This is a genomic window from Paenibacillus sp. MMO-58, from assembly GCF_037146255.1.
In the GTDB taxonomy this organism is placed as follows: domain Bacteria; phylum Bacillota; class Bacilli; order Paenibacillales; family Paenibacillaceae; genus Pristimantibacillus.
Genome location: NZ_JBBCVY010000006.1, coordinates 74130 through 95253 on the forward strand (window position 1 = coordinate 74130; position 21124 = coordinate 95253).

Genomic DNA, 21124 nt, shown 5'->3' on the forward strand with positions numbered 1-21124 from the left:
AATAAGACAGCTGCATGAAGCAGCTGCCTTTAAGTTAAACGATAATTTTCAATAATGAGGCCAGACGATATTTTTCAAATACAACTTCGGCTTCAGCAGGTACGCTCCATACGCATTCTTCCAAGCTGCATGCGACGGGCACTTCGATGTTAATTCGCGCCAGCGTCCGGGATAGATGCAGCATATCCATATCCGCTTCAATCTTCGCTTTAATGCTCTTGGACACAGAGTCCAGATTACTCAAAATGCCGTCGATCGATTCAAACTCCTGAAGAAGCTTCAAAGCCGTTTTCTCGCCAATCCCTTTGACACCCGGGTAGTTATCGCTTGTGTCGCCGGTCAGACCTTTCATCTCAATCACCTGGAAAGGATGGATACCTTTGTCTTCTTTAAGAAAACCTAGATCATAGACCGCATAATTGCCTCTGCCTTTTTTCATAATGACAACATGAATACGTTCTTCAACCAGCTGCAGCATATCCTGGTCGCCCGTCAGGATGTACACATGAGCCATTTGGCTAAGCTGCTTCGATACCGTGCCGATACAGTCGTCCGCCTCGTAGCCTTCGATTCCGATATTCGGAATGCCAAGCGCGGCTACGATATCTTTCACGAGCGAGAACTGCGGGATCAAATCGTCCGGAGCTTCCGGCCTATTAGCTTTGTAATTCGAATACATCTCGGTTCGGAACGTTTTGCTCCCCATATCCCAGCAGCACGCCACATGGGTAGGCTGAAACTGGTTTACCGCATCAAACAGATACTGCATAAATCCGTAGATCGCATTGGTAGGCGTACCGTCTGCCAGTCTTCTAGCGCTGTATTGCTGGGCAAAAAAGGCCCGGAAAAGCAGCGCCATTCCGTCTACGATAAGAATTTTATTTTCGTTCATTCGAAAGGCCATCCTCTACACCATAATATAATTCTATTGTACAGCAGTTTTGGCGTTCATTGTAATGCAAAAGCTGGCATCGGATGCTAGGTCGCTGGGTGGTCACTTCGCAAGCTTTCTCGGGGAATGGGTCGCTGGGGTCGCTGCGTAAGGGAATATTCTTTCGATCGCTGTTGTTTTCAAAGTTTCTCGGATTATTATTTGTCGGATGATAAACTTTGAAAACAAAGGCGTACGCTCCGCTTCTCAAGAACATTCCCTTACTCCGCTTCCCGCTCCCTACCCCCTTTACTCGCTCGCTCCGTTCCCTCGCTCCCAACCTCTCTTACTGCCGCTGAATTTGCATGAAGATGAAGCCAAAACCGTGTACGGGCCGTGCCCGTCAACCATCACTCATTTCCCGAGTGATGACAAACTAATGAAGATACATTACTCGTATTCCGAGTGATGACATATAAAGAACTGCATCACTCAGGTTACGAGTGATGAAAGCGGCCCCTATAAAATTGCTTGAACGAAGCGAAGCAAATCAATACTCTGGAGAAGCGTAGCGTTCGCCTTTGTCCCCGAATTTCATCCGCTAAAGCGGATTCCAAATGAAGAAATTCGGGGACAACAGCGATCGGAAGAGTATTGATTTGCGTAGTGAACGCTTCTAGCAACGAATAAATTCTCCGATCCGCCGAGCAGCCTCACGCAGCCTTGCTTCGTCTTCGACCAAAGCAATCCGCACATACCCTTCGCCTTCGCTGCCAAACGCTTCGCCCGGGATAACTACAACTCCCGTTTGATCCAGCAGGCCGCGGGCGAACTCGCGGGAAGTCCATGTTGTGCCATCGCTGCGTTCCGGCAGCTTTGCCCACACAAACATGGTGGCTTTTGGCTTCTCTACAACCCAGCCTTCAGCGGCCAAAGCCTCGATAAACGAATTCCGCCGCTGTTCATATAATACGCCGGCTTTCGGCGGCGCAGTAGCAGACATAGCTTCCTGCAGCGCCGCAACGCCCGCTTCCTGGACAGCGCCAAATACACCGTAGTCTATGTTTTCTTTCAGCTCGCGCAGCGCTCCAACCGCTTCGCGGTTACCGGCAAGGAACCCGATACGGCAGCCGGCCATATTAAAGCTTTTGGACAAGGAATGGAACTCTACCGCTCCATCCAATGCTCCCGGAACTGCCAGTATGCTTGGGGGTTCATGACCATCGAAGGCCATTTCGGAATATGCCGCATCGTGGACGACCAGCACTCCGTATTGCTTCGCTTTAGCGAGCAATCGCTCGAAGAAGGCAAGATCAACAATGGCCGAAACAGGGTTTCCCGGATAGTTCAGCAAAATAAATTTTGCGCGTTCCCACACTTCAACCGGCACGGAATCGAGATCCGGGAGAAAATGATTTTCTTCCTTCAGCGGCAGCAAATAAGGCTCCACGCCTGCCAATGCCAGTGCCGCCGTATAAATCGGATAACCGGGATTCGGCACGATAACCACGTCTCCCGGATTGCACAATGACATAGCCAGATGGGACAAGCCGTCCTGCGAGCCCATCAGGGATACCAGCTCACGCTCCGGATCCAGCTTTACGCCGAACCGATGCTCCATCCAGGCAGCTGCCTGCTCGCGGAAACTTCTACTGCCGTGAGTACCCGGGTATGCATAAATATCCGTGCGCAGCGCTGCTTCGCTTAGCGCTTTTCTTACTGCCTCCGTTGGAGGCTTGTCCGGACTGCCGATGCCAAGGTTGATAATGTCCCTGCCTTTGCCGGCTGCTTCCCTTCTCCACTCCGCGACCTCGGCGAAAATCGAAGAGCCTAGCTGCGACAACCTTTCAGAACGCCACGATTTCCTCATCCCGTCACCCGTTCCATACTTGCTCGTATTGTTCTTCCTTGTACCCAACCGTTACTTTTTTGCCGTCCGTTACGATTGGGCGTTTGATCAGCATGCCATGGGAAGCCAGCAATTCAAGCTGCTCCTGCTCGCTCATGCTGCCAAGCTTGTCCTTCAGGCCAAGCGCCTTATATACTTCGCCGGAAGTGTTGAAGAACTTCTTCAGTTCCAATCCGCTGTTCTGAACGAGCACTTTCAGTTCGGCGGGAGTTGGCGTCTCTTCTACAATATGCTTCAGGTCCAGCTCATTGCCCTTTGCCTGCAATGACTTGACAGCCTGCCGGCATGTACCGCATTTCGGATATTGATAAATCGTCAGCTTGCTCATCTGTGTAAATCCTCCTATCAGCACTCTCTTAACGCCAGTTCGAGCTGCGCAAGATCAGGCGGCAGCACCGCCGTCCACTCGATCCATTCCTTGGTCATCGGATGCGTCAATCCAAGCGTCTCCGCATGAAGCGCTTGGCGTCCGGCGGCTGTCTCCCACTCGTCTGCCTTGCCCGACAGCAGTCCATACATGCTGTCGCCAATCAGCGGGCAGCCGATATGCTTCATATGGACCCGAATCTGATGGGTACGCCCCGTCTCCAGCTTTAATCTCACTTTTGCTGCCTGTCCCTCGCCATATACATCCGTCGTCTTATAATGCGTAACGGAAGGATAGCCTTCCGGCGTTACAATTCGAACATGCGGATCCTCCGGGTCTCGGTCAATTGGCGCATCTACCGTTCCGTTTGCCGGGGATGGCGTACCGTAAACGTAGGCGCAATAGATTTTCATTATTGTTCCGGCCTGCAACTGTTCGGACAGCTGCTGGTGAATGTACGGATTTTTGGCAATCACGACAAGTCCCGATGTATCCTCGTCCAGCCGGTGGACCGGGCGGAACCGGACACGTTCACCCTTAACCTGCCAATGATGGACTATCCCGTTTGCGAGCGTGTTGGTGTAATGTCCTTTGGTCGGATGGACGATGATGCCCGCGGGTTTGTTCACGACTAGCAGATAATCATCCTCGAACACAATCGATAAAGGCAGATCCTGCGGCAAAATATCCTCCGAGATCTCTTCCTCCATTCGAATGGCGACCAAATCTCCTTCGGTCACTTTCGCCGTGGTGTATGCCCTTACTCCGTTAATGGTAATGCCATATTCGGTCAGCTTGAGCCGGGACAGAAGCGAGCGGGATACGCCCAGCTTCCGCTCCAGCACGGTTCTGACGTCTTTTCCTGCCATATCAGCGCCGACCTCAACGGCCAGCGCTTTGTAATAACCCGCTATATCTTTGACTGTCATTTCGATTTCTTGCGGAACACTTCCGCACTCCGTACATATTCGGTGTCAGGCACGCCAAGCTTCGCATTCGCCGCCCTTGCCGCTGCGAAGAAAAAGTCCGACAACCGGTTTAAATATTTCTGCACTTCCGGATTAGCCGGGTTGTCAGGATGCTCGGCTGCAAGTGTAACGACGCGGCGTTCCGCCCGTCGGCATACGGTCCGGCATACATGAAGCAAAGCCGATACGGAGCTCCCACCCGGTAAAATAAATCTTGTAATCTCAGGCGCCTCTTCGGAATATTGATCGATCATGGCCTCAAGCCTAATCGCCGCTTCTTCCGTCACTTTAAGCGGAGCACCCGGGCTTGCATAGGCCAGGTCCGAGCCGCAGTCAAACAGCTCCTGCATAAGATCTACGAGGAGTGCGGCCATATCCTTCAGTTCCTCGTGCTTCGCAGCCTCCGCAGCCGCCTGCCCGACAAAAGAGTTCAGCTCATCGATTGTGCCGTAAGCTTCAACGCGGATATCGTCTTTGCGAACCCGACCGCCAATAAGCGAGGTTTGACCCTTGTCTCCCGTACGAGTATAAATTTTCATACCAATCAGCCCTTTCTAAGGGTTTAGTTCCCTTCACTATACCATATATCTGCTTGTTCATTTCGCAAAAAAACAGGCAAGGGCGAGCCCTGCCTGTTTTCCTCTACTCCTATTAGCCTTGCTTCAGCTTATGAACAAATTGTCCAATCCGGTCAAGTGCTTCCGTAAGCTGGGCAACCGATGTTGCGTAGGAGCAGCGCAGATGTCCTTCGCCTCCTAGGCCAAATACATCGCCGGGAACAGCAGCGACATTCCCTTCCTCCAGCAGCCGCTGTGCGAATTGCTCGGAGGTTAGACCTGTTGACGTAATGGAAGGGAAAGCGTAAAACGCTCCCTCCGGCTCGTGACACTCCAGTCCGATTTGCCGGAAGCCCTTCACAACAAGACGTCTGCGCTGGTTGTAGGACTCCATCATCCGGTCCTTTTCTTCCAGGCCATGAGGAGTCAACGCTTCAAGCGCTGCATATTGTGCCATAATCGGCGCGCACATAACGGTATATTGATGAATCTTCAGCATGGCGCCAATCAGATCCTGATGGCCGCATGCGTAACCCATCCGCCAGCCGGTCATGGCAAAGGCTTTGGAGAAGCCGCTCACAAGAAGCGTCCGGTCCTTCATGCCCGGGATTGCAGCAAAGCTCACATGCTTGGAGCCGTAAGTAAGCTCTGCGTAGATTTCGTCGGAAATAACGATCAGGTCGTTCTCTTCAACAACCTTAGCGATTGGCAGCCAGTCCTCATAGGTCATAATGCCGCCGGTTGGATTGCTTGGATAACATAAAATAAGAACCTTGGACTTTGGTGTAATCGCCGCACGCAGCGATTCCGCCTTCAGCTTGAAATTATCCTTCGCGAAGGTCTCGATGCCAACGGCTTTCCCGCCGCTTAACGTCGTAATTGGCGAGTAGGAAATATAGCATGGCTCCGGAATCAGAATCTCGTCGCCCGGGCTGATCAATGCCCGCAGGGCAAGGTCAATCGCCTCGCTGCCGCCGACCGTTACCAGAACCTCGTTAGCCGGATTATAGGAAACGGCAAAGGAATCGTTCAAATATTGACCAATCGCTTCGCGCAGCTCCGGCATGCCGGCATTGGATGTATATTGCGTCTTGCCTTTCTCGAGCGCGTACACAGCAGCGTCGCGCACATGCCATGGCGTTACGAAATCCGGTTCGCCTACGCCAAGCGTAATTACGTCCTTACGGGTACTGACCAAATCAAAAAAGCGCCGGATGCCTGACGGTTTAATGCTCCGAGCAAGCGGCGACAAGTAATCAGCCATTGATTGGCGATGATTCGATGTTACCTCGTCTTTAATCATAGCCATCACCCTTTACGGCGAAATCATCAATCGATGGTCACCCTCATGCTCCTCGAAGATAATTCCGTCCTGTTTGTATTTTTTCAGAATAAAGTTCGTTTTTGTCGACAGCACTTTGTCGATCGGCGATAATTTATTGGAAACAAAAGAGGCAACCTCTTTCAGATTCTTACCTTCAATCTCGACAAGCAAGTCGTATGCCCCGGACATCAGATAGACCGATTTCACTTCCGGATATAAGTATATGCGCTCGGCGATGCCTTCAAAGCCGCGTCCGCGCTCAGGTGTAATTTGAACCTCGATCAATGCCGTAACCTTCTCGTCATCAACCTTGCTCCAGTTCACAACTGTGGCATATTTAACGATGATATGTTCTTCTTCCATGTAGGCGATTGCCTGCTTTACGCTCTCCACCGGCTCATTCAGCATGGCGGCGATCAGGTCGGCGTCGCGTCGCGCGTCTTCCTTGAGCAGCTCCAGCACTTTCAGCTGTAGTTCGTTCATCGTCAAACTCCTTCCAAAACTGCGGTTATTAAAATATTTTACAACGAATTAAAGGTTCCTGCAAAGAAAAAAAACGAAAGACCCCGAAGGGTCTTTACATGTAGAAAGGCTGATGCGACTGGTTCTGCTGCTGTTGCTGGAACTGGCCGTACTGAAGGAACGACGGCTGGGAGTTGCCCAAGCGCTGCTGCAAATATTGAGTCGTTTTTTGCTGGGTTTGCTGATATTCCTTCGTTTGCTTGTCGATTTCCTGACGAAGCGCGGAAGAAGCCGTGCTGTACATATTTTGAGACTGCATGGCCTGGAATAGGTTCCCTTGCAGCTTCAGCGTGCTGTTCAGCAAATGGGTGAACATTTGACGCACTTCCGGGCAAGTCGATTCCGTCGCAGCCGTCGCATACTCGCGTACAACCCGTTTCAGATCGGCAAGTACGGTATAAGCCAAATCTTCATCCGGCAAATGATGCTGTTGTTGGTACATGGTTGATGGACCCTCCTAAAATAAATTGCGAAGCCCCTTATGCTTCGTAAGTAGTTATTGTGGTTGCGTTGGCGCCAAATGCTGATGCTGCTGCAGTACTTGCATCAGCGTCTGATAATGCTGCTGATGCGTTTGCAATTCCGCCGTGCCGGCTTGTCTTAACGTCGGGTTAGTCGCTAGGGACGCAAGCAGTGCATTTTGCTTGATCAGCAGATCTTCATTGGACAACGAGTCCGCGATATATTCCAGTTCCTTCGCGGTTAGAGCTTGAAGCATATGTTTTCGTCTCCTTCATGCCAAGTTTGGGATAGCATACGTATTATGGGCGTAACTCCCATGGATTATGTATGCAGCTCGAGCTCGGATTTCGTGCGGAGCTCCGATTCCTTCGTAATCTTGCATTTCACTTCGATCGTCAAATCTTTTCGACCGGGCTTCCAATTCTCTTTCTCAAGGCGCTTCCACTTCTTATTGTGATGACGGTACAGCTGATGCTCGAGATCATATATATCGGCATTGAGGGCTAATCCTCTCGCGTAAGTGTCCTCGAGCTGTTTTTTTACAGTCTTTTCTACTTGCTTAATAAGCTCTTCGTCTGTAATATCGCTCGATGCTTCAATTAAATGCCCGGTCAGATTAACCTGTAATACAAATTGAGGATTGTTATTATCCTTGCTAACCTTTACCTTCGAGTTTGCCGAATCAACAATAACGGAGGCTCTTTTGTCTTCAACCTGGATTGGAATGAGTGACCGTTTGAATGCTTCGCCAACCCAGATTAGCCCTTCGGACTTCGCCCTGGACACATAACCGGACGGTTTCTTTTCATTGAATAAAAACACGCCATCAATGGTTAAAAAGTTTAGCTTCTTTTTATTATTCTCCCAGTCATTCGGCAGAATCGAAAGCGAAGGAAGCTTGACGGACATAGCCGGTTCAAGAGCATCGCGCACGAATGTCTGCAGGGTCATCGGCTCGACATAACTGTTCTGATTATATTCGATTTGAGGTGCGTAAAGCGGCGTTGTCAGCGGCGTTTTGTTAAACAGCATGTCCATCGTAAACAACTCGTTAATGTCTGTTTTGGTTCCAAATACGAAGGAATTGAATCGGGTGGAACTAAGCCGGTTAAGGCTGTCGATAATCTGCTTCATTTCCGGGAAGGCACGCTCGTGAATAACGACTGACTTCAAATGATTCAAGGAAAGCTTGTATTGGGAAGAATCCATTAAGCTAAATATCGCGGACAGATTCGTATTCCCTTCATGCTTCCCGACCCAGATCGGACTTCCCGGCGGCGGAGCGCCTTCTTGTTTTGCTATTACGCCAAACGAAATCATCTGCGCATATACAATGAATTTATTGTCTACATAATCGACGCCAATAGCCGAAATATAACTGATATCCTGCAGATTGACTTCATCCCAGCAGCCCCCTGTTACCAGCATGATGCAGATGGCAATGGCGGCTTTAACCGATTTTACATAGCCCCGCAGGGTCGCAGGAATAGTCATGACTTCTCACCTTTTGCTCTCGACTTCCAGGACTTCTGCAGCAATCCCGATACGAGTCCCTTCCATTTGATAGGGGCAATCGGCTGCATATAGTTTTGATTAAACGTTTCAAGGGAACACATATAGATCAAGATTAAAAACACGCTGACAAAGAACCCGAATATACCAAACATTGAAGAGAGGATTAACACGAAGTACCTTAAAATACTTACCGTTCCGCTTAAAGTTTGGTTAACCAGCGTAAAAGTAGCCACGGCCGTAATCGCAGCTGCTACCAGCATTGTCGGAGAGGTCAGACCTGCCCGAATGGCAGCATCGCCAATAATTAATCCGCCTACAACGGATACGGTCTGGCCGACCGGACGCGGCAGCCGGACACCAGCCTCCCGAAACAGTTCGAACATCGTCATCATTAAGAACATTTCCATCGTGGCGGAAATGGGAAGACCAATTCGGGAGTTGGTCACCGTAGCCAGCAGCGTGAACGGGATCTGATCGGTGTTGTACGCTGATAGTGCTACCCAGAAGCCTGGCAAACAGATCGAAAGAATAAACCCGCTAATCCGGAGCAAACGCTCGAGGGAGACAAAATAGTAGGGGAGATGAGCATCCTCCGGCGATTTGATCAGGAGCGACAAATTGCCGGGAAGTATAATGACTGACGGATTGCCATCAACAAACAGGCATACCCTGCCCTGCATTACCGCTTGAACGACATAGTCTGGACGGCCAATATAATCGACCAGCGGGAACAAGCTGTTGGGCCGGTCAGACACAAGCTCTTCCAGCTCGGACGAGCTGTACAAAGTCTCGATTTGAATAGCTTCCAGCCTTTTTCTCGCTTCATTGACCAAGGATGCCTCTGCTTTGCTGCTCATGTACATCATTGAAACTTCCGTTTGTGATTCCGTCCCGATTCTCATGTTTTCCACTTTTAGTTCCGGCGTCCGAAGTCTTCTGCGAACAAGCGCGATATTTGTTGCAATTCCTTCTACAAACCCGTCTCGCGGCCCTTTGATCGACAGCTCCATCGTAGATTCTTCAGGCTGCCGTCCCGGAATGCTAGCAATATCAAAAGAGTAGACGGACCGCGTAGATTCGTCGACGGCGATTACGCTGCCCGAATAAAGGTTGGAATAAAAGAAAGCCACTTCCCGTTCATCATCCAAAGAAAGACGTGCGCCAAACGAGTAGCCTAGTTTGTGCAGATTTTCTTCCATCACGACAGGCTCGTGCACGTCTCCTGTTATTTCGGATTGGCCAAAAGCTTTATTTAGCGTCTCGGCCAGCTTGTCCAGCTGCGGCAACAAAGCGATAAACACGGTCTGCATGTCCACCATGCCGCTGCACATCAGAATACGGAATGGCCGCTTAGGCCCCTCTTTGCCGACCTCAAGGGTCTGGATAACGATATCGCCGGAGCCGTCCAGCTCATCAAAAATCTGATCGAGGCGGTCCCGTTTGCGATGTTGTACTTCCGGATCATGACTCATTGCGGTAACCTCCTTGTGCTTCCGGCCGGGCTGATTTCTTTGGTTTGCGGTACGAGAGAATCCATAACAGCAGGAGAACGGCGCCAAACAGAATCCAGGCTACCTGAAAGTAGCCTTGCATTAGGATCATGTACCATTTCATATGCATCAGAACGGTAAAACTTGCGGCAGCCAAGACTAAAACGGTGATCAGCATGCCGATCCATTTCCGCTTTATTTTCCTGAACGGTCCGTAAAGCTGAATTAAATAGAGCGGCAGCGATATCCGAATAAGAGCGCCGGAAAGCCATTGAAACACGGCAAAAAAATCAACATGCTCGAAATATTTGCCGATCTTCACAATACGCCATTGCGAATAAGCCGGATAACGCATCATGCTTGCTTCTTCAGGTCCAAACAGAGTAATAGCTCCTACCGTAGGCCCCAGGGTCAAGAGCATGAGCATAACGGTCAGCAGCAGGAGATGCCACTTCTTAAAGCTTCTCTTCATTTCATGTTGGATAAGAAGCAGGAAGGACAGTTCCATAAAGGCGCTAAGGGAATAAACGGCCCCTTTGAGTACCGGGTACAACCCCGTTTCAAACATCGGAAGCAAGAACCGGTAATCCTTGGCCGGCATGTTGGCCGACATGACAAAGTCTCCCAGCACAACAACGATAGGAAGCAGAATGCAGGATACATAAGCAATCGTGCGCAGCCCGTTCATAGCCGCAAACATACAGATAAAGCAGAAGATAAACAGAACCACGTATTGCGGTGTCAACGGCAGATAGGTATTGGATGTCCAGGCGACAACGTCCACCAATGATCCAAAAGCGACAAACAGCAAAGCCAAATTAATAATTGCGAGAATCAACCATACAAAAAAAGCCGGGACACGCTGCCTGAGCCATTCGTCAAAGCGTACTCTGTTCATCTTGAACATCACGCGCTGCAAAGGAAACGCTGCAATGGGAAGCGCTATAATAAGCGCAACCGGAATACTCAGCCAAGCATCTCTTTTCGCTTCGGCAAGCAGCAGGGGAACAACAATGACGTGATTGACAAGACCAACGCTGAGCAGAGTCATCATAACAATCGGCCATAAACCGATAGGCTTGGCATTAAGCTGCACAGACATTCACCACCTTCGCTTCCAGCATTCCCCTTAGGAAGAAAAGTGATGCATTTCCTTATCACGTCGAAAAGCCCTTTGATTTGCTGGACGCGATCAAAAGGGCTTTTACCGTTTAGGGCAGGTGAATCGTTTTGACGTGATCAAAATGGATAAACACCGATGATCCACTCGCATCCGCAAGTTCAAGCAGGTTCAAATCGACATTTTTGAGGACACCTGTTTTTCTAGGATTTTCCCCGAGATCAAGAACGACGAATTGTCCGATATGTTTGCGCAGCTGCTGATCAAAGGTCCGTGCAAGGGTTAAAGGCGTTGGCTTGAGCGGAAATTGTTCGGATGACAACGAGTATGGGGTAACGTTGGCGTTATAGGGTACCAGATATTTAAGATGCCGCATGGAGATCATGACGGAATGGTAGACCGGCGAGTAAAAAACAAAGAAATCGTTCATTACTGCTGTAACATAGCCATGTATGGATTGATTGCCGGTAATATAAATTTCCGAAAACATACCTTTGGAATTCAATAAAATTTTGCGGAAAGATATGGAGTCATTGTACGGTTCGAAAGGAAGCTCCGGCGTACTGCTGTAGCTTTGATCTTCATCCTGTACAATTCTCATTTGCTGCAAATGGATAAGCGGTACGTAAAAAAACTGGGTGCCGTTATAGAGGACAAGAATATCGGGGCCAAAATCAATCAGCTTGCCGCGTATGCCCGCTCTGCCGGAAATAACAAGCTCAACCTGTGAATCGAGGAAAGGATGCTGGTTCTTCAACTGCTCGACCTCCTTTTCAAAAGCTTCATCTATTAAGGAAGCCGGACACTAAAGTAAATGCCCGGCTTCTATCTATCGATTAGCCTTTTTTCGAGCGGTTGCTGCCACCGGATTTTCTCGATTTGTTGCCTGTCGTTTGTCCTTGAGCTTGAGCACCTGCACGGTTACCCGTTTTGTTACCGCCGGATTGAGCACCTTGAGCTCCGGATTTGTTGTTGTTTTTATTGCCGCCGGATTTGTTGCCGCCTTTGTTGCCGCCTTGGTTTCCACCTTTGTTGCCGCCGGTTTTGTTGTTGTTGCCGCCGGATTTGTTGTCGCCGGATTTGCCGCCAAATTTTTTGATTGTTTTGATGTGGTCAACCAGGATATAAACAACTTGATTATTTGCTGCTACAACGAGTGCTGTGTTGCCTTGTACTTCAGCGAGGAAGCCTTCTACCTTTTCCGGTCCGCCCCAGTTGATTTGCACGAATTCTTTCGTTAAAGCATTAATAACGCCTCTGAAGTTATTAGCGTTGATATAGTCGTTGCTAGTTCCGCCGCTTCTGCCTGTAGCAAAACCAGTTACGCTTTTAACATGGCTCAGGTCAACGTATACAACGCCTTCTCTTGTCGAAAGTACCAGGTAATCGCTTTTTACTGCGAGCAGTTTGCCTTCCAGAGACTCTGGACCGCCACGGTTGATTCTGACAAATTCGCCTACCAAGTTTCTAAGTTCAGTGTTGCCTGTGCCTGTGCCTGTGCCTGTGCCTGTGCCTGTGCCTGTGCCGCCATTGCTTCTGTGGCTTTTTTGATTCTTGTGCCATTGGTGTCCGCTGCTGTTGTTGCTACCTTGCTGCCAATTGCCTCCGTACATGTAATAAATCCCTCCGATAACTCTCTCTTAATAGATTTACAACCGTGCCATCCAATTGACCTTCTACCACTAATAGGCTGAACTTCCTGGTGTTTCGCTATCTAGTCATCTACCATTGGTGACGGTTTGTAATATATTTATATGTAACCCGTATAGGAGAGGTACTAGATTAGTAACCATTTATGCGGACAAAAAGGAGAAATAAACTATTTCATCACTTGCGGGTGTCATTCCCTCCCTTTCCCGAATACCGTAAATAAGCACAGGAGCCTATCGGCCACGATAGGCTTTGACTTCGGTCTTAAGGGGTGAAGCCCGTGGCACAGCTGCCTATACGTAAAATTGAAATTGACGAGGATGATCTGTGGGATCTGAAGAACAATCCTTGGAGTAAATCGTTTAAACCCATCCATATTGAAATAGATGGAAAAAGCTATTCGGGGACTTGCGGCATTCGGGGCGGCCATACGCGCAATTACACGAAAAAATCGTTCGAGATCAGGCTAGACGGGGGCAAGACGCTGCACTGGAACGCGGAATTCGACGATCCCTCCATGATCCGCAACGCCTTATCCTTTCAATTTTTCAACCTCATTGGAGTGCCGTCCCCGGAAACCCAGCATATCTCCGTCGAGATTAACGGTTATGAGCAAGGGGTTTATTTGGAGATTGAAGCGGTGGATGGGCGGTTCTTTAGAAAAAGAGGTATCGGTTATACCTCCTTGATCTATGCCGTTAATGACAGCGCGGATTTCAGTCTTGTCGATCAGAATACAAATGCGAAAAAGGACTCGCTGTTTGACGGATATGAAATCGTGAAGGGACAAACAAACACAAAATACCGTCTGGTCCGTTTCATTCGCAATATTAACTCCCTCTCTAGCAAACAGTTGAGCGTCTATACGGCCAAACGGCTGGATATCAATCAATATTTATTGTGGCTGGCCGGAGCGGTTCTAACGGGCAACTACGACGGCTTTGATCAGAACTATGCCCTGTATGAGCATAAGAAAACAAGCAAATATCGAATTATTCCTTGGGATTACGAGGGAACCTGGGGGAGAAACTGCTACGGAAAGCCATGCGGCAGCGATCTTGTAAGGCTGCAGGGGTATAATAGTCTGACCGGCAAGCTGTTTAAATTCTCTTCCTGCCGTCAAAGATACCGCGCAATCCTGCAGAAACTATTGAAAACAGCCTTTACCGTTGAGCGGATCGATCCTATGATTACCCGCTTATACAAAGAGATCACGCCGGCAATCCGTGATGATTTTACCCGCAAAAGCAGCTACGACACGTTTCTCGACGAGCCTTCTTTCATTCTCGATTATGTAAGAGAACGCCGCGGACTTATAAAAGAAGCCCTTAAAGCTTGGAAATAAGCTTTAAGGGCTTTCTTTTCGGACAGAACTCGAGGCGATTATAAGCCCAGATGAAGCTTGCGGACATTCAGCATCCCGTCCAGGCCGGTTGGATCCTTTTCCGTCTTGTAGACCGTAAATTTATCCGCCGCCTCCGAAGTCCGGATGCGAAGCGGCTTTTCCTCGAGGCTAACAAGGCTAAACACAACCTCGGCGACCGATTCGGCCGTTTGCGGAACCGCATTGCGTTTGGAAAACTGCTCCACATACCTGTCGATTAACGCCTTGTACTCATCGTTCAGGATACCTCCCGTGCTGCCCAGCTGTTTAAAGACCGTATCGTTAAAGTTGGTCGCGATCGCTCCCGGTTCAACAAGGGTAATATCGATATTAAAGAGAGGTTTGTAATAGGTTGCGAGGCTTTCCAGCAGGCCCTCCAACGCAAACTTGCTGGAGCAGTAGATTTCGTTGAACGGCTGGCCAACTAATCCCCCCACGCTGGAGGTTGCCATAATATGCGACTTGCCTGCTTCGCGCAGCATGGGCAAGGCTTCCTTAATGGTATGAATAACGCCAAATACATTCGTCTCGAACACGTTGCGAATTTCGTCCATGGATGCCTGTCCCAGCGTCCGGAGAAATCCGAAGCCGGCATTGCAGAATAACACATCCAGCTTGCCGCCCGTCCGGTCTTTGATCTGCTCAAACGCTTTTTGCAATGACACCGGATCGGTAACCTCCATCTCCAGCCATTCCAGGCCTTCGACGTTATGCAGTTGCCGCTCGCGCTCCAAATTCCTTGTTCCGGCAAATACCGACCAGCCGTTTTGGGCGAATAGCATTGCCGTTGCCAGCCCGATTCCTGTTGAAGCGCCCGTAATTGCGATTGTCTTATTCAACCATCTAACCCTCCCTTAAAATAGATTCATGCTTAAATACCGCTCGCCGGTATCCGGTGCGATACATAAAACACGCTTGCCCGCTCCAAGCTTCTTGGCAACCTGCATAGCAGCCCAAACGGAAGCGCCGGAGGACGGTCCCAGCAGCAACCCTTCAAGACGCGCAAGATCTCTCATCGTCTGAATGGCATCTTCATCCGCTACCTGAATAATCTCGTCATAAACTTCCGTGTTCAGGATCGCGGGGACAAAACCGGGACTTGTGCCAACCAGCTTATGAGGACCGGGCTGACCTCCCGACAGAACAGGCGAACCGGCAGGTTCGACAACAGCAATATGTATATGAGGCAATGAAGCCTTAAGCGTCTCGCCGGTGCCGGTAATGGTCCCGCCCGTTCCGGCAGTGGCAACGAAGGCATCCAGCTTGCCACCCATTTGCTGCAGGATTTCTAAAGCCGTTGTTGTCCGGTGGATGTCCGGGTTGGCATGGTTCTCGAACTGGTTCGGGATAAAGCTGCCAGGAATATCCGCTTGCAGCTCAAGCGCCTTGCGGATGGCTCCGGGCATTCTTTCCGCGGCTGGCGTCAGAACAACGTCTGCCCCGTATGCCTGCAGCAGCTTGATTCGTTCCGCCGACATATTGTCCGGCATGATCAGGATAAGCTTGTAGCCTTTGGCAGCCGCATTCATCGCTAAGCCAATACCGGTGTTGCCGCTGGTCGGCTCGATAATGGTACTGCCCGGGGAGATTAAACCTTGCTGCTCAGCCCCTTCGATAAGAGCCGATGCGGCGCGGTCCTTCACGCTGCCGCTCGGGTTGAACCGCTCCAGCTTTACGCACACATCCGCGCTTCCCGGTTGAATAAGCCGGTTAAGCTTGATGACGGGCGTTTCGCCGATGAGGTCGATGATGGTGGACACTATTCGTGGCATAAATTCTCCTTTTCGTGTTAGTTAAAGACTTCAGTCGTTCCATCCAGCCCAAGCTGCGCGAGTCTATCATGATTCGATCGCTGTTGTCCCTGAATTTCTTTGAATTAAACCGCTTAGCGGTTGAAATTCCTAGACAAAGGCGAGCGCTAACGCTTCTCATTCATGATAGACTCGCTCCGCGCTCTCGGACGACTGAAACCTTTAAAAAGCACTTAACGAAATTTATTGTTGGCCGAAAGGAATGGCCGGATAAAAAACCATCCGGCTATTGGAACGATACCAACACAAAACATAAGAGTAACGATTGCCGCCGGTGTCTGCGTCTGGGATACGACAACCAGATAAGCGGCTAGGCCGATGACACGGCCAATAATGAGGCCGGCCTCGCGGAGAACGATTAGCTCCTCGCGGTTAACGGCACTTTCCTCGGAGTGGCCGATCAGGTCGAACACCCGGGATGTCATCGGGATAATGTACAACGGTATAAACAAGGAAGTACCTATGCCGAAGATAAGCAATGTACTGTAAGTGACTTTATAGAACAACGGAAGAATGATCAGACCAATCATGATCGTACCTGCCAGCATCGCGATTCTGCGGTTGCTTGGTTTGAGGCGCTTGCCGACAAACCAGAAGCTGATTAGGGCAACAAGGGAAGTTATCAGCGAGAAATTCCCCAATTTCCCTTCGTTTTTAGTTGCGATGTAGATGACGAGTCCGATCAGGAACATAAAGACGCCCTCTCGAACGCCTTGAGCGACGATGGCGCCAAACATCCTCCGCCATGGATTTCCCTTCTCTTTCAGTTCTTCAATGCCAAGGAACCATTTGTACTTTTCACCTATAACGCCGCGGTTCTTCAGCCAGAAGCTGCCGACAACAGCCAGACCAAAAATAACGAGGGAAATCGTGAAGATAAGCTTGTAACCTCGCTCGCCATGCAGCGTCGTAATCAGGAAGCCCGAAACCCATGGGGCAATAATCCCCGACAACGCGCCTAATATGCCCGCTATTCCATTAAACCGGTCGCGGTTATCCGGCTCGGTAATTTCGAAATAAACCACATTATAAGCCATCCAATAAAATCCTAGTGCCATACCGCTCAGCATGCCAAGAGGAATGCTGTAGGTTTTGGCCTGCTGGCCCAGCATGAGTACCGTAAAATAAAACGCCCCCGACAGCACGATGCCAAGACGGAGGCTGTACATTTTATGATGTTCCTTCACCCATTTGCCTGCCAGCCAAAAGATGATGCCGCTTGTTATGTATTGTCCAAGCGTGTACCAGCCAATCAGCATAAGGGACTGGCTTGCTTTCCAGAGATAGACCGGGATGAACGTTCCGGACAGTGCGCTTGCTACGCCAAACAGACCTTGTACCGTCAGCAGCAAGATGGCCTGCGTATCCAGCGCTCCGCCGTGGCGAGAACCCGGGACAACGCGGCCGACTGATCTGCCAGGCATACGCCCGCCGGTCTTTACGCCATAATGACTCTGCTTCAATCCGATTCCTCCTAACAGTGATGTTCCGTTAGGTTTCCCAATTGAGCAGGCCCCATGCCGTTTTCCATTAATTACTCTTTTGGCGCAAGCAGCTCCAGCATCTGGTTCCGGGCTTTTTCGCTAAGAACCGTCGAAATCTGGAAGCAGGACGGACAGATATAAGTTACGGTCTCGAACGGTGATTGAATAACGGGTTTACCGGTTACGGCATGTACCGTTGGCTGAAGCGATACGGTTTGTTTTCCCGCTTCCAGCATATATTCACGGCAAGAAGGACACTCCGGCGCTTCTTCCTGGCTGTCCGTGATTTGACGGATGGTCTCTTCCGCCGCAAGCCAGGAAACATTCATTTGACGGAAGCCCTCGTTGGATTCATCGTTATAGGAATCATCCTGCTTTTGCTCTTCCTGATCCTCATCCCAGTTGTCGTCCTGCTCGTCTTCATCGCGGTCGATCCCGATCTGCATCGTACGGTAGCCGCTTAGTTCATTCTCGCAGTGCGGACAATGCTTCTCCGGCCCGATTTCCTCATCCCATACAATTTCGGTATCGCACCATGGGCAAATTGTTTGCTCTTCCATTCCAAAACCCTCCACAAGCTTAATTGTTCATAATATAGATAACGCCTAGTCCAAAAAATATAATTGCAATCGCGAGTAATATTCCCCACAAATACTTCATGACTGCCCTCCTAAAAAGAATTGCGAAGCAATTCTTACTTCGAAAGCATAAGCCTAAAGAATTGCAGAGCAATTCTTATTGCGTAAGCATATGCCGCTTACAATATAACCGTTGCTCCGATAACATAGGACAAAGAAATGGAAATAATCATGGCAATAAACCCTACCGCCCGGTTATCCTTAGCGATTTCGTCATCAATCTTGAACACCGGCGTAAGAAACTCAAACAAGAAATAAGCGGCAAGCAAAATGATGAAGCCGAATATCCCCCAAATCAGGCTTTCGTACACGGACACTTTCGCTTCAATGGAAAACCTGAAAATATTGCATATTCCGAATATTTTTCCGCTTGTCGCCATAGCTACCGCCACATTGCCGTTCTTGATTTCCTTCCAGCAATTATAACGGGTCACAAGCTCAAACACGGACAGAAAGACGATAAGCGACAGCACAACCAGCGATACATAAACGAGAGATGCCGCATACGAATTGCTGAGCAAACGATCGACTTCATTACCCATCCTTATCACTCCCAAAGGCTTGCTTGCCGTGCCGCAAGCTTAACGGCGAAGCTATTTCAGCTCCGCCACGGTTACGCCTGCGCCGCCTTCGCCGTATTTTCCGAGACGATACGTCTTCACGAGACTATGCTTGCGCAAATATTGTTGGATTCCCGCGCGCAATACGCCGGTGCCCATGCCATGAATGATATACACTTGACCAAGACCGCCCAAATACGACTCGTCGAGGAAACGATCCACTTCAATAATTGCTTCCTCCAGATTCGCTCCGCGGAGATCCAGCTCCATCCGGAGGCTATCCTCCTTTGAACGTTTCAAGCTTGCCGTCTGCTTTGGCTGCTGCTGCTTGTTAAGCTGCGCCACCGGCTTGATCAGCTCCAGATCATCAAGCGCGACCTTCATCTTCATAATGCCAAGCTGAACGGTAGCATCCGATGCGCCTATCTCTACAACAATACCCTTTTGATTAAGGCTATAGACCATAACCTCATCGCCGGCTCCAATCTTCGCCGGCTTCTTCGCTCCGCCGCCTGCCGGACGCTTCTTCTTCGTGGCTAGCTCCGGTGCCGCTTCCTCCAGTCTGCGCTTCGCTTCAATCAGCTTATGTTCCTTGACGGAAGCACCTTCCTCAAGCGCAAGCTTGCGAAGATCCGCAATAATCTGATCCGCTTCGCGTCTGGCCTTGGCAACGGCCTCATGCGCTTCCTCCTGCGCCTTCAGCAGCATTTTGTCGCGTTGCTCCTCGAAGCGCTCCAGCTCCGCTTCATGGCGTTTACGCTGCGCTTCCATCTCGCGACGCATCGACTCTGCCGTATTACGCTCCGATTCCGCGCTTAGACGATCTTCCTCCAGAGAGGCAATCATGTTCTCGACGCGTTGATCCTCTTCGCTCACCTCGCCGCGGGCATGATCAATAATCGCCTGGCTGAGACCCAGCCGTTCCGCAATGGCAAACGCATTGCTTCGTCCCGGAACGCCAACAAGAAGGCGGTAAGTCGGGCTAAGCGTCGCAACGTCGAACTCCATACTCGCGTTAATAACGCCTTTGCGGTTATAAGCGTAAGCCTTCAGCTCGCTATAATGCGTAGTCGCGATAATGCGGCTGTCGAGCTTATGGATATGCTCCAGAATGGCAATCGCAAGCGCCGAGCCTTCTGCCGGGTCGGTTCCCGCACCAAGCTCGTCGAGCAGTACAAGGCTCTTGGACGTCATGGACCCCAGAATCCGGATAATATTCGTCATATGGCTGGAGAAGGTACTGAGGCTTTGCTCAATGCTCTGCTCATCGCCGATATCGGCATAGATAGAGTCAAACACGCAAAGCTGGCTGCCTTCTTCCGCCGGTACAAACAATCCGGACATTGCCATCAGGCTGAGAAGTCCCACAGTCTTCAGGGATACCGTTTTACCGCCCGTATTCGGACCGGTAACAATAATGGCCGTAAATTGATTGCCAAGCTCCACATCAAGCGGCACAACTTTATCCGGAGCGATCAACGGATGGCGTCCGCGTTTGATTTTGAGGAAGCCCCTGTCGTTCATGCGCGGCAAAGTCGCCTTCATCTCATGGGCAAGCCGCGCTTTGGCATAGGCGAAGTCCAGCTTGCCGAGCAGATCCTGGTTATAGAGCAAGTCCTCCACATGCTCTGCCGCACGGGCAGTCAGCTTCTGCAGGATTTTCTCAATTTCGCGAAGCTCCGCGGCTTTGGTTTCCCGCAGCTTGTTATTCATCGAAACGATGGCTTCCGGCTCAATGAACAGGGTAGCGCCGGAACCCGACTGGTCATGGACAATCCCGCCAAAATGCGAACGGTATTCCTGCTTAACCGGAATGACGTAACGGTCGTTCCGAAGCGTAATGATGGAATCCTGCAGCATCTTCTGCACCGAAGACGAACGGATCATCTGTTCCAGCTTCTCTCGGATCCGGGACTCTCCGCTCCGCAGCTCGCGGCGGATCGATGCGAGTTCAGGGCTCGCACTGTCCATGACTTCCGCCTGGTCATCGATGCAATCAAAGATGGCATCCTCCAGCGGCTTATGCTCCGATAATTGCTCGGTCAGCTGGAACAGAAGCGGAATCGGATCATCCTCATGCAGATTGTCGATATGCTTCTTCACCCGGCGTGCGCCTCTGGCCGTTGCCGCGATATCCAACAGCTCAGCGGGATTAAGGGTTCCGCCAATCCGCGCGCGATGAAGGGAAGCGCTGATGTCCACAACGCCTCCAAACGGGGCATTGCCCTTCAGCCTGTCTGCTTTGTAGGCTTCATCGGTCGTCTGCAGCATATGCTTGACGTCTTCCAGATCGGAGACCGGAGCAAGCTGTCCCGACACGCTTTTCCCAAGCGATGTAGCGGCATGATGCACTAATTTATTCGTAATTTTATGGAATTCCAAAGTGGATAAAATTTTGCTGTCCAAGTGAACACTCCTCTCGCCCTTATATTATAGCTGATCGGGGTTTAGGATGCACGACATCACCGCTTGATTCATACATGTTTCCCTGA

21 protein-coding genes are annotated in these 21124 nt (G+C 50.2%); 1 reads left to right on the forward strand and 20 read right to left on the reverse strand.

Annotated elements, in window-relative coordinates:
• Window positions 1-34 precede the first annotated feature (34 nt).
• The 14 genes from WFJ73_RS18735 to WFJ73_RS18800 form a co-directional block, all read right to left on the reverse strand.
• Window positions 35-892 carry a 5'-3' exonuclease gene (locus tag WFJ73_RS18735; RefSeq protein ID WP_336774508.1) on the reverse strand — a complete coding sequence of 286 codons (858 nt, stop codon included), beginning with the start codon at window positions 890-892 and terminating at the stop codon, window positions 35-37.
• 655 nt (window positions 893-1547) lie between these two features.
• Window positions 1548-2741 (reverse strand): aminotransferase class I/II-fold pyridoxal phosphate-dependent enzyme, encoded by a 1194-nt coding sequence (locus WFJ73_RS18740; RefSeq protein WP_336774509.1) that lies wholly within the window; start codon window positions 2739-2741, stop codon window positions 1548-1550.
• A gap of 4 nt (window positions 2742-2745) precedes the next feature.
• Window positions 2746-3108, reverse strand: coding sequence for an arsenate reductase family protein (locus tag WFJ73_RS18745; RefSeq protein ID WP_015843028.1), 363 nt, complete (start codon window positions 3106-3108; stop codon window positions 2746-2748).
• Between the two features lie 17 nt (window positions 3109-3125).
• On the reverse strand, window positions 3126-4076 hold the full coding sequence (locus WFJ73_RS18750; RefSeq protein ID WP_336774510.1) for an RluA family pseudouridine synthase: 951 nt from the start codon (window positions 4074-4076) through the stop codon (window positions 3126-3128).
• Entirely contained in the window at window positions 4073-4654 is a 582-nt protein-coding gene (locus tag WFJ73_RS18755) for a cob(I)yrinic acid a,c-diamide adenosyltransferase (protein WP_336774511.1), read from the reverse strand. The genes WFJ73_RS18750 and WFJ73_RS18755 overlap by 4 nt, the downstream gene beginning before the upstream one ends.
• 112 nt (window positions 4655-4766) lie before the next feature.
• A complete protein-coding gene (locus WFJ73_RS18760) occupies window positions 4767-5975 on the reverse strand; it encodes an aminotransferase class I/II-fold pyridoxal phosphate-dependent enzyme (protein ID WP_127495029.1) in 1209 nt (402 codons plus the stop codon).
• Window positions 5976-5987: 12 nt separating this feature from the next.
• Window positions 5988-6479 (reverse strand): Lrp/AsnC family transcriptional regulator, encoded by a 492-nt coding sequence (locus WFJ73_RS18765; RefSeq protein WP_015843024.1) that lies wholly within the window; start codon window positions 6477-6479, stop codon window positions 5988-5990.
• Window positions 6480-6573: 94 nt separating this feature from the next.
• The gene (locus WFJ73_RS18770) at window positions 6574-6960 is read right to left on the reverse strand and encodes a spore coat protein (RefSeq protein WP_336774512.1); all 387 of its coding nucleotides are present in this window, start codon (window positions 6958-6960) and stop codon (window positions 6574-6576) included.
• Between the two features lie 54 nt (window positions 6961-7014).
• Entirely contained in the window at window positions 7015-7236 is a 222-nt protein-coding gene (locus WFJ73_RS18775; RefSeq protein WP_336774513.1) for a hypothetical protein, read from the reverse strand.
• A 65-nt stretch (window positions 7237-7301) separates the two neighbouring features.
• On the reverse strand, window positions 7302-8474 hold the full coding sequence (locus tag WFJ73_RS18780) for a Ger(x)C family spore germination protein (protein WP_336774514.1): 1173 nt from the start codon (window positions 8472-8474) through the stop codon (window positions 7302-7304).
• Window positions 8471-9967 carry a spore germination protein gene (locus WFJ73_RS18785; RefSeq protein WP_336774515.1) on the reverse strand — a complete coding sequence of 499 codons (1497 nt, stop codon included), beginning with the start codon at window positions 9965-9967 and terminating at the stop codon, window positions 8471-8473. The genes WFJ73_RS18780 and WFJ73_RS18785 overlap by 4 nt, the downstream gene beginning before the upstream one ends.
• Window positions 9957-11087: a GerAB/ArcD/ProY family transporter gene (locus WFJ73_RS18790; protein ID WP_336774516.1), complete on the reverse strand. Its 1131-nt coding sequence runs from the start codon at window positions 11085-11087 to the stop codon at window positions 9957-9959. Before WFJ73_RS18790 ends, WFJ73_RS18785 begins: the two co-directional genes overlap by 11 nt.
• Window positions 11088-11196: 109 nt before the next feature.
• The gene (locus tag WFJ73_RS18795; RefSeq protein WP_336774517.1) at window positions 11197-11862 is read right to left on the reverse strand and encodes a DUF2642 domain-containing protein; all 666 of its coding nucleotides are present in this window, start codon (window positions 11860-11862) and stop codon (window positions 11197-11199) included.
• 79 nt (window positions 11863-11941) lie between these two features.
• Window positions 11942-12718 (reverse strand): hypothetical protein, encoded by a 777-nt coding sequence (locus WFJ73_RS18800; protein ID WP_336774518.1) that lies wholly within the window; start codon window positions 12716-12718, stop codon window positions 11942-11944.
• A gap of 317 nt (window positions 12719-13035) precedes the next feature.
• Here WFJ73_RS18800 and WFJ73_RS18805 point away from each other — a divergent pair, with 317 nt between their 5' ends.
• The gene (locus tag WFJ73_RS18805; protein ID WP_336774519.1) at window positions 13036-14100 is read left to right on the forward strand and encodes a CotH kinase family protein; all 1065 of its coding nucleotides are present in this window, start codon (window positions 13036-13038) and stop codon (window positions 14098-14100) included.
• 38 nt (window positions 14101-14138) lie between these two features.
• Here the strand turns inward: WFJ73_RS18805 and WFJ73_RS18810 are convergent, their stop codons facing one another.
• The 6 genes from WFJ73_RS18810 to WFJ73_RS18835 all read right to left on the reverse strand — a co-directional run bounded on the left by WFJ73_RS18810 (window position 14139) and on the right by WFJ73_RS18835 (window position 21038).
• Window positions 14139-14978: an SDR family oxidoreductase gene (locus tag WFJ73_RS18810; RefSeq protein ID WP_336774520.1), complete on the reverse strand. Its 840-nt coding sequence runs from the start codon at window positions 14976-14978 to the stop codon at window positions 14139-14141.
• Window positions 14979-14993: 15 nt separating this feature from the next.
• Entirely contained in the window at window positions 14994-15911 is a 918-nt protein-coding gene (gene cysK / locus WFJ73_RS18815) for a cysteine synthase A (protein WP_336774521.1), read from the reverse strand.
• A gap of 212 nt (window positions 15912-16123) precedes the next feature.
• On the reverse strand, window positions 16124-17413 hold the full coding sequence (locus tag WFJ73_RS18820) for an MFS transporter (protein ID WP_336774522.1): 1290 nt from the start codon (window positions 17411-17413) through the stop codon (window positions 16124-16126).
• Between the two features lie 71 nt (window positions 17414-17484).
• On the reverse strand, window positions 17485-17994 hold the full coding sequence (locus WFJ73_RS18825) for a hypothetical protein (protein ID WP_336774523.1): 510 nt from the start codon (window positions 17992-17994) through the stop codon (window positions 17485-17487).
• Between the two features lie 197 nt (window positions 17995-18191).
• Window positions 18192-18614: a DUF350 domain-containing protein gene (locus tag WFJ73_RS18830; protein ID WP_116393884.1), complete on the reverse strand. Its 423-nt coding sequence runs from the start codon at window positions 18612-18614 to the stop codon at window positions 18192-18194.
• A 51-nt stretch (window positions 18615-18665) separates the two neighbouring features.
• Window positions 18666-21038, reverse strand: a complete 2373-nt coding sequence (locus WFJ73_RS18835; RefSeq protein ID WP_336774524.1) for an endonuclease MutS2 — start codon at window positions 21036-21038, stop codon at window positions 18666-18668.
• Window positions 21039-21124 lie beyond the last annotated feature (86 nt).

Excerpts from the sequence above, each read along its gene's own strand:
- WFJ73_RS18780 (WP_336774514.1), bottom strand. The coding sequence starts at position 8,474 with ATGACTATTCCTGCGACCCTGCGGGGCTATGTAAAATCGGTTAAAGCC.
- WFJ73_RS18790 (WP_336774516.1), bottom strand. The coding sequence starts at position 11,087 with ATGTCTGTGCAGCTTAATGCCAAGCCTATCGGTTTATGGCCGATTGTT.
- WFJ73_RS18745 (WP_015843028.1), bottom strand. The coding sequence starts at position 3,108 with ATGAGCAAGCTGACGATTTATCAATATCCGAAATGCGGTACATGCCGG.
- WFJ73_RS18760 (WP_127495029.1), bottom strand. The coding sequence starts at position 5,975 with ATGATTAAAGACGAGGTAACATCGAATCATCGCCAATCAATGGCTGAT.
- WFJ73_RS18765 (WP_015843024.1), bottom strand. The coding sequence starts at position 6,479 with ATGAACGAACTACAGCTGAAAGTGCTGGAGCTGCTCAAGGAAGACGCG.
- WFJ73_RS18750 (WP_336774510.1), bottom strand. The coding sequence starts at position 4,076 with ATGACAGTCAAAGATATAGCGGGTTATTACAAAGCGCTGGCCGTTGAG.
- WFJ73_RS18830 (WP_116393884.1), bottom strand. The coding sequence starts at position 18,614 with ATGGGTAATGAAGTCGATCGTTTGCTCAGCAATTCGTATGCGGCATCT.
- WFJ73_RS18775 (WP_336774513.1), bottom strand. The coding sequence starts at position 7,236 with ATGCTTCAAGCTCTAACCGCGAAGGAACTGGAATATATCGCGGACTCG.
- WFJ73_RS18740 (WP_336774509.1), bottom strand. The coding sequence starts at position 2,741 with ATGAGGAAATCGTGGCGTTCTGAAAGGTTGTCGCAGCTAGGCTCTTCG.
- WFJ73_RS18735 (WP_336774508.1), bottom strand. The coding sequence starts at position 892 with ATGAACGAAAATAAAATTCTTATCGTAGACGGAATGGCGCTGCTTTTC.
- WFJ73_RS18825 (WP_336774523.1), bottom strand. The coding sequence starts at position 17,994 with ATGGAAGAGCAAACAATTTGCCCATGGTGCGATACCGAAATTGTATGG.
- WFJ73_RS18770 (WP_336774512.1), bottom strand. The coding sequence starts at position 6,960 with ATGTACCAACAACAGCATCATTTGCCGGATGAAGATTTGGCTTATACC.
- WFJ73_RS18785 (WP_336774515.1), bottom strand. The coding sequence starts at position 9,967 with ATGAGTCATGATCCGGAAGTACAACATCGCAAACGGGACCGCCTCGAT.
- WFJ73_RS18800 (WP_336774518.1), bottom strand. The coding sequence starts at position 12,718 with ATGTACGGAGGCAATTGGCAGCAAGGTAGCAACAACAGCAGCGGACAC.
- cysK (WP_336774521.1), bottom strand. The coding sequence starts at position 15,911 with ATGCCACGAATAGTGTCCACCATCATCGACCTCATCGGCGAAACGCCC.
- WFJ73_RS18755 (WP_336774511.1), bottom strand. The coding sequence starts at position 4,654 with ATGAAAATTTATACTCGTACGGGAGACAAGGGTCAAACCTCGCTTATT.